This window comes from Pseudomonas alloputida (assembly GCF_021283545.2).
Classification (GTDB): Bacteria; Pseudomonadota; Gammaproteobacteria; order Pseudomonadales; family Pseudomonadaceae; genus Aquipseudomonas; species Aquipseudomonas alloputida.
The window spans coordinates 172,367-185,548 of record NZ_CP128540.1 but is presented as its reverse complement, the minus strand read 5'-3'; the positions used below and the strand labels follow the sequence as shown (position 1 = coordinate 185,548).

13 protein-coding genes are annotated in these 13,182 nt (G+C 62.7%); 1 reads left to right on the top strand and 12 read right to left on the bottom strand.

What is annotated here, in order from left to right; genetic code table 11:
* Positions 1-53: 53 nt before the first annotated feature.
* The 7 genes from LU682_RS00745 to LU682_RS00715 all read right to left on the bottom strand — a co-directional run bounded on the left by LU682_RS00745 (position 54) and on the right by LU682_RS00715 (position 8,067).
* Positions 54-1,997: an FTR1 family protein gene (locus LU682_RS00745; RefSeq protein WP_049588034.1), complete on the bottom strand. Its 1,944-nt coding sequence runs from the start codon at positions 1,995-1,997 to the stop codon at positions 54-56.
* Between the two features lie 110 nt (positions 1,998-2,107).
* Positions 2,108-3,526 (bottom strand): efflux transporter outer membrane subunit, encoded by a 1,419-nt coding sequence (locus LU682_RS00740; RefSeq protein WP_010951566.1) that lies wholly within the window; start codon positions 3,524-3,526, stop codon positions 2,108-2,110.
* Positions 3,523-4,398 (bottom strand): efflux RND transporter periplasmic adaptor subunit, encoded by an 876-nt coding sequence (locus tag LU682_RS00735; RefSeq protein ID WP_010951565.1) that lies wholly within the window; start codon positions 4,396-4,398, stop codon positions 3,523-3,525. Before LU682_RS00735 ends, LU682_RS00740 begins: the two co-directional genes overlap by 4 nt.
* On the bottom strand, positions 4,395-4,607 hold the full coding sequence (locus LU682_RS00730) for a DUF1656 domain-containing protein (protein WP_003255905.1): 213 nt from the start codon (positions 4,605-4,607) through the stop codon (positions 4,395-4,397). The genes LU682_RS00735 and LU682_RS00730 overlap by 4 nt, the downstream gene beginning before the upstream one ends.
* On the bottom strand, positions 4,604-6,691 hold the full coding sequence (locus LU682_RS00725; protein WP_010951564.1) for an FUSC family protein: 2,088 nt from the start codon (positions 6,689-6,691) through the stop codon (positions 4,604-4,606). The genes LU682_RS00730 and LU682_RS00725 overlap by 4 nt, the downstream gene beginning before the upstream one ends.
* Positions 6,688-7,140: a MarR family winged helix-turn-helix transcriptional regulator gene (locus tag LU682_RS00720; protein ID WP_010951563.1), complete on the bottom strand. Its 453-nt coding sequence runs from the start codon at positions 7,138-7,140 to the stop codon at positions 6,688-6,690. Before LU682_RS00720 ends, LU682_RS00725 begins: the two co-directional genes overlap by 4 nt.
* Positions 7,141-7,272: 132 nt before the next feature.
* The gene (locus LU682_RS00715; protein WP_232857514.1) at positions 7,273-8,067 is read right to left on the bottom strand and encodes a tetratricopeptide repeat protein; all 795 of its coding nucleotides are present in this window, start codon (positions 8,065-8,067) and stop codon (positions 7,273-7,275) included.
* 207 nt (positions 8,068-8,274) lie between these two features.
* On the opposite strand from LU682_RS00715, the gene LU682_RS00710 reads away from it, so the two are divergent.
* Positions 8,275-8,835: a WYL domain-containing protein gene (locus tag LU682_RS00710; RefSeq protein ID WP_003255912.1), complete on the top strand. Its 561-nt coding sequence runs from the start codon at positions 8,275-8,277 to the stop codon at positions 8,833-8,835.
* Between the two features lie 117 nt (positions 8,836-8,952).
* On the opposite strand, the gene LU682_RS00705 is transcribed toward LU682_RS00710, so the two are convergent.
* The 5 genes from LU682_RS00705 to LU682_RS00685 form a co-directional block, all read right to left on the bottom strand.
* Positions 8,953-9,816, bottom strand: a complete 864-nt coding sequence (locus LU682_RS00705) for an ABC transporter permease (RefSeq protein ID WP_010951560.1) — start codon at positions 9,814-9,816, stop codon at positions 8,953-8,955.
* Positions 9,817-9,830: 14 nt separating this feature from the next.
* Entirely contained in the window at positions 9,831-10,694 is an 864-nt protein-coding gene (locus LU682_RS00700; RefSeq protein ID WP_010951559.1) for an ABC transporter ATP-binding protein, read from the bottom strand.
* Positions 10,695-10,700: 6 nt separating this feature from the next.
* Complete coding sequence (locus tag LU682_RS00695) at positions 10,701-11,720, bottom strand: ABC transporter substrate-binding protein (protein WP_010951558.1); 1,020 nt, start codon at positions 11,718-11,720, stop codon at positions 10,701-10,703.
* A gap of 17 nt (positions 11,721-11,737) precedes the next feature.
* Entirely contained in the window at positions 11,738-12,637 is a 900-nt protein-coding gene (locus LU682_RS00690) for a TauD/TfdA dioxygenase family protein (RefSeq protein WP_010951557.1), read from the bottom strand.
* A gap of 198 nt (positions 12,638-12,835) precedes the next feature.
* Positions 12,836-13,177 (bottom strand): hypothetical protein, encoded by a 342-nt coding sequence (locus tag LU682_RS00685; protein WP_003255921.1) that lies wholly within the window; start codon positions 13,175-13,177, stop codon positions 12,836-12,838.
* Positions 13,178-13,182 lie beyond the last annotated feature (5 nt).

The window sequence follows — 13,182 nt, the reverse complement described above, 5'->3', positions numbered from 1 at the left end:
TTGCGCAAGATCTGAGACCTTGCGCGGTCCCTGTGGGACCGCGCAGGCTCCAGTCAGTTGGCCGCAGCACTGCGCTTTTCGGCCAGCCACGAGCGGCCGTAAAGGAACACGATGGCCAGCAAGGCCACCGCTTGCGCCGACAGCGAGTAGGCATCGGCATGAATCCCCAGCCAGTCGAACTCAAAGAACGCCACTGGCCGTGTGCCCAGCACACCGGCCTCTTGCAACGCCTTCACGCCATGCCCGGCGAATACTACCGACAGCGCGCACAGCAGCGCGGCGTTGATGCTGAAGAACAGCGATAGCGGCAGCTTGGCCGAACCCCGCAGAATCACCCAGGCCAGGCCCACCAACAGCACCAGTGCCGTCGCGCCACCCGCCAGCACCGCCTGATGCCCGGCGGGGCCTGCCTGCAGCCACAGGGTCTCGTAGAACAGGATCACTTCGAACAATTCGCGGTATACCGAGAAGAATGCCAGCACGGCAAAGCCGAAGCGCCCGCCACCGCTGACCAGGCTGCTCTTGATGTAGTCCTTCCAGGCGGCAGCGTGACGGCGGTCATGCATCCACACGCCAAGCCACAGCACCATTACCGCGGCGAACAACGCCGTGCAGCCTTCCAGCAGCTCGCGCTGAGCGCCCCCCACATCGATCACATAGGCCGCCAGCGCCCAGGTGGCGAAGCCGGCAACCAGCGCCAGGCCCCAGCCGATGTTGACGCTGCGCACTGCCGACTGCTGCCCGGTATTGCGCAGGAAGGCCAGGATCGCCGCCAGCACCAGAATCGCCTCGAGGCCTTCACGCAGCAGGATCAGCAAACCGGAGATATAGCTCAGCGTCCAGCTCAGGCCATCGCTGCCCAGCAGCTTGGCCGCCTGCTCGAGCTTGGTTTTGGCGTCGGCCAGACGCTGTTCGGCCTGCTCCACGGGCAGGCCGTCCTGCAGGGACTGACGGTAGGCCATCAGCGATTTCTCGGTGTCCTTGCGCGCCTGGGTATCGATGTTGTCCAGCGAGCTTTCCACCAGCTCGAAACCTTCCAGGTAGGCCGCCACCGACAGGTCATAGGCCTGATCGTGGTCGCCTGCGCGGTAGGCCGCCAGGCTCTTCTCCAGTGTGCTGGCAGTGTATTCGAGCAATTGCGCCGGGCCGCGCTTTACCTGAGGTGGCTGGGCACGCTGGGCGCGGAATGCCTCGACGGCCGCAGTGCCTTCGTTAGCAGCAACTTCGGCCGGGGTTTGGCGAGCCAGGTCGGCGAGGTTCCAGGTCTTGTCACCTTTGCCCGCTTCCGGCTTGGCGGTGAAGCTGGCGATATACGCGGCCACATCCCAGCGTTGGCGGTCGTCCAGCTGGTCGGCAAACGACGGCATTTCGGTGCCGTCTATACCCAGGGCCAGGGTGTTATAGAGGTCGAACAGGCTTAACTGGTCCAGGCGCGAGACATCGCGCAGGTTGGCGGGTGCAGGCTCCAGGCCCACGCCAGCCGGGCCATCGCCGGCGCCGGTGTCGCCGTGGCAGATCGAGCAGTTCTGTGCGTACAGCGCAGCGCCGCGGGCGGGGTCCGGGGTAATCACCGGGGCCTGGCTGATCTCGTAGGCCACCGCCAGTCGCGCACCCAGCTGCCGGGCCTGTTTGGCGACCGCAGTACCTTCCTGACGCTGGTCGATGGCCTGGCGCAGCGCCTGGACGCCCTGTTCCAAAGCCGCTTGTTCAGTATTTGCGGGCAGGCCTTTGACCAGGTCAGCCAATACCGCACTGAACTCCTGTTGCTCGCGGTATTCGCCCTCGTCGATCACCTTGCCGTCCTGCACGGTCGGCGGGTAGTCGGCACCAATGTAGTCCAGCAAGTGCTGGGCTTTGGCAGCCTCGGCGGGGGACTCGGCCAGCGCCAAGGTGCTGCACAGCGCCAGCACCGGGCCGAGCAATGCAGCCGGCAGCCAGGCAAGCAGACGGGAACGGGTTTTCATGGCCAGTCTCGGAGGAAATGCGAAAGAGAACATTGTTCACTTCCACTTTGCTTCACTCAAGGGTGCTGGGCAGATTTCATGAAAAATCTTGCTACAAATCAGATGAAGTGGAGGGCATAGCGGACCTGCCCTCAAGGACCGCATCAGGGCTTGGCGGTGCCCTTCCAACCCCCACCCAACGCCAGGAACACGGCAATTTGCCCCTGCGCCACTTGACTATTGGCTGCAGCCAACTGCGCACGCATATCGGTGTAGGTTCGCGTGGCCTGCAAATCCGCCAGGAACGACTCACGCCCTGCCTGGTAATACCGGTGCGTCTGGTCCGCGGCTTCCTTCGCCGACTTCTCCGCCTCGGCCAGCGCATCGCGCCGATCGAGCAAGGCGCTGTACTGTGCCAGCCGGGTCTGGGTCTCGCGAATGGCGTTCAGCACCACGCCATCGAAGTGCGCCAGGGCCGCCTGGGTCGAGGCCTCGGCCATGCGAATGCGGGCACGGGTGCCGTTGGTGGGGATGCTCCAGCTGATCTGCGGGCCAAAGCCCCAGCGGTTGGTCGAAGGCTCGCCAAGGTTCTCCAGGATGCCGATGGTGCCAACCTGGGCGCCAATGCTGATATCCGGGTACAACGCGCCGGTAGCCACGCCAATATAGGCGGTGGCGGCAGCCAGCTGGCGTTCGGCCTGGCGCACGTCGGGGCGGCGCTTGAGCAGGGCCGCGCCATCGCCCACAGGAACCAGCTGGTTCAGGTGCGGCAACTCGGCACAATCGGCGGTACCGGCAGGCAACTGGTCGACCGGCTTGGCCAGCAGCGCGGCCAGGGTGTACATGCCCGTCTCGCGTTCGGCCTTGAAGCGTGGCAGTTCTGCACGCAAGGATTTGAACTGGGTCTGCGAGCGAGTGACCTGGGTTTCATCGCCACGCCCAGCATCGCGCAGGCGCTGGTTGAGTTTCACGCTTTGCTCCTGCAAATCGAGGGACTCACGGGCAATGTGGTATTCCTCGTTGGCCGAGCACACCTGGGTATAAGCCTTGACCACGTCCGCCACAAGCGTGATGCGGGCAGTGTCGGCAGCGGCCTGCACCGCGTCGGCATTTGCCTTGGCAGCCTCGGTACCACGCTTGAAGGTGCCCCACAGGTCGAACTGGTACGAAGCACTGATGATGGCCTCACCGATGTTGGCTACCGGCACCTTCTCGGGCTGCAGGAAGGCTTCGCCCGACTCCTGCAAGCGCTGAGCGCCGAGTTTGACGCCACCGTTGAAGCCGCCTTGCGATTCAGCCACCTCCACCTGAGCGCGAGCTTTGGCAATGTTGGCTGCCGCCACGCGCAGTTCGGTGTTGGCACTCAGCGCCTGACGCACCAGCTCGTTCAGCCGCTGATCCTGATACAGCTGCCACCAGTCCTCGGGGACCGGCGCTGACACGACGCTGTCGGCATCCTGGCGCAGCGGGCCGTTCAGGTCATTGCGTTGCACGGCCGCATCCCCAGGCACCTCATAGTCGGGCCCCACCATCATGCAGGCCCCCAGCGACAGGCACAGGCCAGCCAGGATCAGCTGTTTCATGGGCGCTGGCCCTCGATGATCGACACCGTCGCAGTACGCCCGGCGATCATGCGGAAGTCTTGCGGCACTTCGTCAAAGGCGATGCGCACCGGAATGCGCTGGGCCAGGCGTACCCAGCTGAACGCCGGGTTGACGTTGGGCAGCAGGTTGGCGCCACTGCTGCGGTCGCGGTCTTCGATGCCAGCGGCGAAGCTCTGCACATGGCCACGCAGGCGGGTGTTGTCGCCCATCACGCGGATATCCACGGCGTCACCAATATGGATACCCCCCAGCTTGGTTTCCTCGAAGTAGCCGTCGACGTGGTAGGAGGCACTGTCGACCACCGAAAGCACCGGGCGGCCAGCAGTGACGAACTCGTGGTTACGCGGCGCGCGGTCGTTGAGGTAGCCGTCTACCGGGCTGCGCACCACCGAGCGGTCAAGGTTGAGCTGGGCAGTATCGACAGCCACTTGCGCCTCGCTGACAGCCGAACGGGCACGGGCCTCGCGGGACTGGCTTTCTTCCAGTTGCTCGGCGGCCACCAGGTTGCCCAGCTTGCGGTTGCGCTGCGCTTCGCGGGAAGCCTGGGCCAGGGTCTCCTGGCGCTCGCCAAGGGTTGCCTTGGCTTGACGCAGGGCCAGGGTGAAGCGGTCCTGGTCGATGGTGAACAGCACGTCGCCACGTTTGACGGTCTGGTTGTCGCGCACCTCGACCTTCTGGATCAATCCCGACACATCGGGGGCGATCTGGATCACGTCAGCGCGGATATGGCCGTCTCGGGTCCAGGGGGCAAACATGTAGTAGACCACCATCTGCCACACGAGCACGGCGGCGAAGGTCACTACCAGCAAGGTCAGGACCACACGGCCCAAGGTCAGCAAAGGTTTTTTCATGGCAGCATCAGGTTTCGACAAAAGTGGTCCACCGCGCCGAGCAGCACGGCATACAGGGCAACGTTGAATAACGCCCGGTGCCAGACCAGGCGGTAGAAATGCAGGCGCACCAGCACCGCGTGCACCCCCAGGAACAGCAGGTAGGTGCCAAACATCATCACCAGCAGCGTGGGCAGAAACACCCCGCTGATATCCAGTTCACCAATCACAAGGGCGCTCCGTCGAGCCCGGGGGGCAGTTGCGGTTGTTCGGCGGGTTCGAGCATCACCTCCACCCCCGGCAGTAGCGCCAGGCGCAGGCCACTCAGGGCATGCAGCAGGTGGGTGCGGGCATCGCCGCGCTCGTACAGCTCATCCAGGTTCAGCGCCAGGCGAGCGCGTTCCATGTTGCGCAGCAGTGCGGCCGGGGCATGCAGGCGTTCGCCAGCACGCAGGCAGGCGGCGTAGTGCGCACCGACTTCCTCGACCACAGTGTTCAGGCGCTCGCGAGCCTGCTGGCCGGCGCGCGGCATGTACGCCAGCAGGTCGAGCAGGTTCAACCCTACGCGCAGGTCACGCAGTGCCACACCACTGTCTTGGCCGGTTTGCGACAGACGTGGCAGGTGCTGCATCAGGCGGTCGAGCATCTGTACGCCAACCTGGCGGTGTTCGGCCAATGTCGCAGGCTCGGTCATTTCGACGATGTCGCGCCAGGCGAAGCGGGTCATGCGCTTGGCCGCCAGTTCCACGCCGAACGGGCGCATCACCAGGGTCCAGATAAAGGCGAACAGAAGGCCCGCGGGGCCGGCAAGGTTGGAGTTGAGGAAGGTAAAGAAGTCGGCGTCGTAGGCACCCTGGATGCTGATGAAGGTCGACGTGTTGACGATGGTCAGCAAGGTGCCCAGGTAGAAGCGCGGCTGTACGGTCAGGGTGCCTATGCAGATGAACGGCACGGCAAAGGCCAGCACCAGCATCGGGAAGTCGTGCAGGTTGGGCAGTACCAAAAACAGGTACAGACTGGAGAAGATGACCGACATCAGCGTCCAGAAAAAGAACCGGTAGATCTGCGGTGCCGGGTCGTCCATGGCGGCGAAGAAGCTGCACGCAACTGCCGCGAGGATTACCGCACTGGCGCCGTCGTTCCAGCCCAGGCCGATCCACAGGCCGCAGGCGACCACGATCGCCAGAACCGTGGAGGCTACCGAGTAGAGCATCAGGCCACGATCGAAAAACGCTGTCAGGCGGCCCAGCCGCCAGTGGCGATACACCGCACGCCAAGGCTTGGCATCATCGGTACGCAGGGCGTGCTGCAGGGTGCAGCAGTCCTGCCACAGGTCGGCCCATTCGGTCAGGCGGTACAGGGCGTTGGACAACAGCAGCTCGGCGCGCTGGTCGAGGGCGGCTGTAGCGGGCTGCAGGCGGCCGATCTGCTCGTGCAACGTGGCCCAGTGCGCTACCGAAGCGCTGTCGGCGGTGCCTTTGAGCCATTCACGAGCGGCTTCCAGCACGGGTTGAAGCTGGGCGAACTGGGCCGGGGCGCGGCCTTCCAGGGCTACCAGTGCGTCGTCGAGGGCGTCGATCACCGGCAGCAGATGGATCATCCGCCCACGCAATTCGCGGGCGTTCTTCAGGGTATGCGGGCCGGCACCTTCGTGGGCGAGCTGACCGATCATCAGCTCCAGCGAGTTGAAGGTAGTGACCATCGCCCCGCGCATACCGCCGACCTTGTCAGCGCTGGCATCGCGGGCCAGGTAGGTGTCGCTGTAGCGAATCGCCTCGTTGAACCAGTTTCCGGTGGCACCGACTACCACCGGCGCCAGCCGGCGTGGCCAGAAGATAGCCCCGACGACTGCCGCGCAGACAATTCCCAAACAGATTTCCTGCGCACGAGAAGAAGCCACATCGAACACTGCCAGCGGATTATCCACCACGGCCAAGGCAATCATCGGCAGGGTATAACCGGCCAGCATCAGCACGTAGTTGTTGGCCGTGCGCAGGTTCAGCGAAAGGAACAGCAAGGTGCCGGTCCACAGGGCAACGGCGATGCTCAGCAGCAACGGTGACTGCACCAGCGGCGGCACCAGGAAGATTGCCCCGCCAGCGCCGAGCAACGTGCCGACGGCACGGTACAACGCCTTGGAGCTGGTCGGGCCGACGAAGGGGCTGGAGACGATGTACACCGTCGCCATGGCCCAGTAGGGACGCGGCAGTTGCATGAGCAGGGCAATGTACAGGGCAATCATGGACGCGCCGAAGGTGCGCACGCCGTAGAACCAGTCACGGGCCGGAGGGACAGAGCTGAAGAAACCGTTCATGCCACCCCGCCTGCGCTGCCCAGGCCGGCAGCCTCGAAGGCACGAAGCACACGCAAGGCAGCTTCCAGGTCGGCCTGATCGATACCGCCGAGCACATCGCGGCGCAAGCGCACCAGTTCGGCTTCAATGGCTTCGGCCAGGGCACGGCCTTCGGCAGTCAGGCGCAGTGCCTTGGCGCGGCGATCCAGTGGGTCTTCGCTGCGGCACACCAGGCCAGCTTTGCACAGTTGGTCAAGCAGGCGTACCAGCGACGGGCTTTCCAGGCCGGCGGCCTGGGCCACAGCCACCTGGTGCACGCCGTCGCCCAGGCGCACGATCATCAGCAAAGGCGCAGCGCAGGCCTCGGAAATGCCGTAGCCGGTCAAGGCGGTATGACAGATGCGCCGCCAGTGGCGGGCAGCGACTACCAGGCCACTGCTGACTTGCAGGCGCAGGAAATCAAGGGACATGAAGAGAACCAAGTATATTCATAGTTTGCTAACTATCAATATACGCCCCGACATCCCCCTGTCGTCAACAGGGGACGACGGATAGCCTGGTTAAATGTTGTTCATTTTTCAGTCAGCACTGAAGAGAAATACTCAGGGATGGATCTGGTCTTCCAGCTTCATGGTCAAGGCCAATGTGCTGCCCATCTGCACCGCCCGGTCCCGCCACTCCTGATACCGCACCGCATCACGGCTGCTGAAATGCACCGCCAGCTCCTCTGCCGCTTGCACCACCCCCGCCGCTGCTGCCAGCTCAAGCCAGTACAGCGCTGCCTTGAGGTTGGCCTCTACGTGCAGCCCATGCATCAACCGGTAGCCCATTTCAAAACGATAACGCGCCTCGCCCTGTTCGGCGCCACGCAAGAACCACTGATAGGCTTGCACCAGGTCAACCTGCCATTCCAGGTCACCGTCGCACACCTCCTCCTCATACAGGTCACCCAGTGCGGCGGCGGCATGCAGCATGCCGCGGTCGAAGGCCTGCCGGTAACACTCCGCCGCCTGCACATAGGAAGGGTCGATGCCTTTGCCGAAGTAGTGCTGCTGGCCAAGGTTGAACCAGGCAGCAGCATTGCCCTGCAGGGCCGCCATGCGCAACAGGTGCCCGGCCAGCACGGTATCGGCCCGCCAGTACTTGCCGTTGAGCCAGATCCAGCCGAGGTCGTTCAATGCGGACACGCTGCCTTGCAATGCCTGACGCCGCAGGTCGACGTACACCGCCTGCAGGTCGTTGGCCTCATCCAGGCGGTTGACCAGCAGCGACCGCTGGCTGGGCAAGCCCACACCGGAGAACAGCCGCTGTCGCCGTCCTGCAGGGGCAGGAGGGGCGATGACCCGCTCGGGCAGAAGGCGGGCAAGTAGCGAATGGATATTGCTGGCAACAGACATGTTCATCCTCATTGAACGACGCACAACCCCAACCTTCGGCTGTGATGAGGCGTGATTCTGCGTGATGTCACGTCAAAACCTGTCGCGAACGAACCGGCACGAGGCAACCAAATGCGACTTCCTTGATCTGAGCAGGCTGTGGCCAATTGCCATGCCCCACGCATGCCGCCATCCTATTGCGGCAAGCCTAGACAAGGACGTTATCTTTTGCCGTTCGCCACCACTCGCGCCACCCTCAGCCGACAGTGGGCGCTGCTGCGCCAGTTGCCCAGCCGTTCCCCAGGCATAACCAGCGCCGAGCTGGTCTGGCGCCTGCGTGACGTTGGCTTCACGGTCAGCAAACGCACTGTCGAGCGTGACCTCAACGAGCTTTCGCTGATATTCCCGCTGGAACGCAATGACAAGAGCATTCCATTCGGTTGGCACTGGTCGGCCAGTGCCGTGGGCGAATTGCGCGGTAATTTCGACTTGCTGACACATCTGCGAGGGGATGCGTTGCAGCCATCGCAGGGTGAGGGCGTGGAGCTGGTGGCGCGAATCAGCGATGCACTGGCGCGGCAGTTGCGGGATGCGCCATTGAGCAGCGACATGCAACTGACGGCACTGGAGCATGGGCATCGGTTACGCGGCACGGTAAGTGACGGCTGGCCATTACGCTGGTGGTTGTTGAGCCATGGGGACAGGGTGGTGGTAGAGCAGCCTGCCGGCTTGCGGGAAGAGATTGGCAGGATTCTGAGCAATGCGGCAGCTCAGTACCAGAATTTGTAGCCAGTACAGGGTCTTTCGCGGCGGTTCGGCGCCTCGCGCCTCTTTCAAGGACGAAGATCCCGCAGATGCGGACTCTAGCGTCAATCTGCCGCGAAAAGGCCGGTACTGGCTTACCTGCTAGCGCTGCATCCCCCATCGCCGCACAGTCAACCGCTCCAGCGTATTGAACACCAGTCCTTCCACCAGCAGACCGATCAGGATCACCACCGCCAACCCGGCAAAGACCTTGTCGGTATACAGTTCGTTGCGGTTCTGGAAGATGTACCAACCCAACCCGCCTTTGCCACTGCTGGCACCAAACACTAATTCCGCGGCTATAAGGGTACGCCAGGCAAACGCCCAGCCGATCTTCAACCCCGACAGGATCGACGGCAGGGCTGCGGGCACGAGGATGTGCAATACCAGCCGCAGGCCCTTCAGACCATAGTTGCGGCCCGCCATGCGCAGCGTCTCCGACACACCGAGGAAGCCGGCATAGGTATTCAGCGCCAACGCCCATAGCACCGAATGCACCAGCACGAAGATCAGGCTGTTGTCACCCAGCCCGAACCACAGCAAGGCCAGCGGCAGCAGGGCAATGGCCGGCAACGGGTTGAACATCGAGGTCAGCGTGCCCAGTAAGTCTCGGCCCAATTGGGTCGACACCGCCAGGCTGGTCAGGCCAAAGGCCAGGACGATACCCAGCACATAGCCTTTGAGCAGTATTACCAGCGAAACACCGACCTTGGCGGGCAGTTCGCCACTGATCATGCCATCCCATAGCGCCGTGGCGGTTTGCAGAAAGCTTGGCAGCAGCAGGTCATTGTCCTGGTAGCGGGCAACGGTTTCCCATAGCACAGCGATCACCAGCAATATGACCGCCTTTCTCAACCAGCCTTGCTGCCACAGGCGTTGGGCCAAGGGGAGTTGTCGTTCTACAGGCACACTGAGCAGGGGCTCCAGCTGCACCTCGTATTCCTGGCGTACAGGTGTAGTCGTCATGGCTGAGGCTCCTGTCAGTAAGCGATACGAATATCGTTGAACCCAAGGTTGTCAGGCTGTTCCGGGATATCTGCTTCATCGAACAGCAAACGGTGGATACGCCGGGCACTGGCCTGGAAGTCGCTGCCACCCAGGCTGCCCAGGCCGTATTGATGGCTATGCACCTCGGCGCGCACCCGCCCCGGGTGCGGCGACAACAGCAGGATACGGTTGCCAACCACCAGTGCTTCTTCGATGGAGTGGGTGACGAACAACAGGGTGAACCGCACTTCCTCCCACAGCAGCAACAGCTCTTCCTGCATCTTGCGCCGGGTCAGCGCATCCAGGGCGGCGAACGGCTCATCCATCAACAGGATCTTGGGCTGGGTGGCCAAGGCCCGGGCAATTGCCACACGTGCCTTCATACCACCGGACAACGTGTGTGGATAAGCATCGGCAAAGGCGGCCAGACCGACCTTCTCCAGATAATGCAGCGCCCGCTCCTCCGCCTCCGCACGCTTGAGTTGGCCAGACACCAGCAGTGGAAAGATGACGTTCTGCTTCACCGTTTTCCACGGCGGCAACTGGTCAAACTCCTGGAACACCACGATGCGGTCGGGGCCTGGGCCACGAACTGTCTGGCCCTGCAGCAGAATCTGGCCTTCTTGCGGCTGGATAAAACCGGCCACGGCTTTGAGCAGGGTGGACTTGCCACAGCCGGAGGGGCCGAGCAGTACAAAACGATCAGCGCGGTCGACTTCGAAGCTGACCTGATGGGTGGCCCGCACCACGCGTTGCGCAGTACGGTATTCGAGGCTGAGGTTATCCACCTTGAGCAAAGGCGGCGTTGCAACACGGCTCAGGTTGCTGGCCGTGTGGCCTGGCAATGGGGCGGTCATGATCGGTCAGCTCCCCTGCAGCGGGCGTTCATCCTGGAAGAAGTAATCCTTCCACGATTGCGGCTTGTGCTTGATGGCGCCTACCCGATAGAGAAAATCGGCCAGCTTGTAGGTGTTCTTGGGCGTAACGGTAAATTCGTACTGCGGGTTGTCGATCAGCTTGATCAGCGCGTCGCGGTCGATCTTGGCCTTGGTTACGCGGATATAGGTGTCGGCGGCAGCTGCCTTGTCTTTCTGGGCGAAGTCTGCGGCTTCGGCCAGGGCATCGACGAAGGCCTTGTAGGTCTTGGGGTTGTCCTTGCGGAACTTCTCAGTAGCAAACAGCAAGGTCGGCGAGTTGGGGCCGAGTAGGTCGTAGCTGTTGAGCACCACGTGCACATCTTTGTTGGCCAGCACCTGGTCCTGGAACGGCGGGTTGGAGAAGTGCCCGTTCAGCTCGGTGCCGCCCGCCAACAGTGCGGCGGTGGCGTCCGGGTGCGGCACGGCCAAGGTGTATTTGTCGAGGCGGTTGTATTCCTTGTCGCCCCACTGCTGGGCAGCGGCGTACTGCAGGAAGCGCGACTGCACCGAAACACCCACCGCCGGAACGGCGATACGGTCTTTGTCGGAGATGTCGGCGATGGTCTTCACGTTGGGGTTGCTGCTGACCAGGTAGTACGGGAAGTTGCCCAGCGAAGCCACGGCCTTCACGTTCTGCCGGCCCTTGGTGCGGTCCCAGACGGTCAACAGCGGTCCGACACCGGCGCCGGCGATGTCCACCGAACCGGACAACAATGCATCGTTGACGGCCGAGCCACCCGACAGCTGCGCCCAATCGACTTCGATGTCGATGCCCTGCTCCTTGCCGTGTTTCTCAATCAGGTGCTGGTCACGCACCACGTTCAGCAGCAGGTAGACGATGCCGAATTGTTCGGCAATACGGATCTTGCCTTCGGCCTGGGCCACGGCGGGGGCGGCTAGGCTGCCGACGACCAGGCTTGCGCCCAGGCCGATGCTTGCCGCCAGGCGGCTGATGGATTTGCGCATGATGGTTTCCTCAGTCGTCAGAACGGGGCATCGCCCTGGATGGTGGTGCGGTACAGCTTGCGCCGCAGGTGCGCGGGGCAGCCGGTGGCCAAGTGGATCAGCGAACGGTTGTCCCAGAACACCAGGTCATAGGGCTGCCACTGGTGGCGATAAATGTTCTGCTCCAGCACGCTAAGGGCATACAGCTGCTGCAGCACGTCGCGGCTTTCATCATCAGGCAGGCCGACAATGCGGGTGGTGAAGCCTTCACTGACGAACAGGGCCTTGCGGCCGTTCTCCGGGTGGGTGCGGACTACCGGGTGAATGACCTCCTTTACCTGCGCCAGTTGCTCGGCAGTCAGGGTCGGGCGCCAGTTGCCTTCGAATTTGGTTTCAGCGTAACGGGCGGTATAGGAGTGAGCGGCACTGCGGCCCTCGACCACTTTGCGCAGGGTGTCAGGTACAGCGTCCCAGGCTTTATGCATGTCGGCGAACAGGGTGTCACCGCCTTCACTTGGCAGTTCCTGGGCATGCAGCATGGAACCGAGGCTTGGCAGCTCTTTGTACGACAGGTCCGAGTGCCAGAATTTGCCGGCATCACCCAGGCCGATGTTCTGGCCATTTTCGATGATGTTGGAAACGATCAGGATCTCGGGGTGGCCAGTCAGCAGGAACTGCTTGAGCACATGGATCTGTAACTCACCGAAGCGGCGGCTGAAGGCGATCTGCTGTTCCGGGGTGATACGCTGGTCGCGGAACACCAGCACATGGTGGTCGAGGTGGGCGCGATGGATACGGGTGAAATCCTCGGCGCTGACCGGTTTGGCCAGGTCCAGGCCTAAGATCTCGGCGCCGACGGCACCCGAGAAGGGGCGAACTTCAAAAACTTGCGGCTGGGCGCTGTCGATGGACGACAAGGCGTTCAAGGCGGCTGACATTTTTCACTCCCACGCAATGCGCGACCTCAATGGCGCGCAACGATCAGAAACGCACGGGGATTTCCCGTGTGGGTTCAAGTCGTGCGGCGCATCGATTGGTCGACGGGTACGCAGTGAAAGCGACTATAAAGTCATAAATACAATAATTTAAATACCATTAAGGAATAACAATATCACTGTCGCGGGAGCGTCCTGCAGTCAGATCAGCCCGCCCTGCTCTTCTTCGTCAATCAGGTTATTGAGGCTGCTGAGCGCCTTGCGCGCCGTGGAACGGTTGAGCAGCTTGGCCTGCGCGCCGGCGGGCAGGTCGGTGATCTTGAACACGCCCTTGGCGGTCAACACGTCGATCAGGTCCTCGAGCACGCGGATCATGTCCAGGTCGCTTTGTTTGAGCTGGTTGAGGCTGTTCTCCACGACATCATCGGCAAACCATTCCTGGATATCGGCATGGTCTGAAGGGAGCATTTCGGTGAACTGATCAAACGCGGCTGCTTCCACCCGCAGCAACTGGCCGGCGGCGTTGCGTTGCACGTAGAACATGGCGA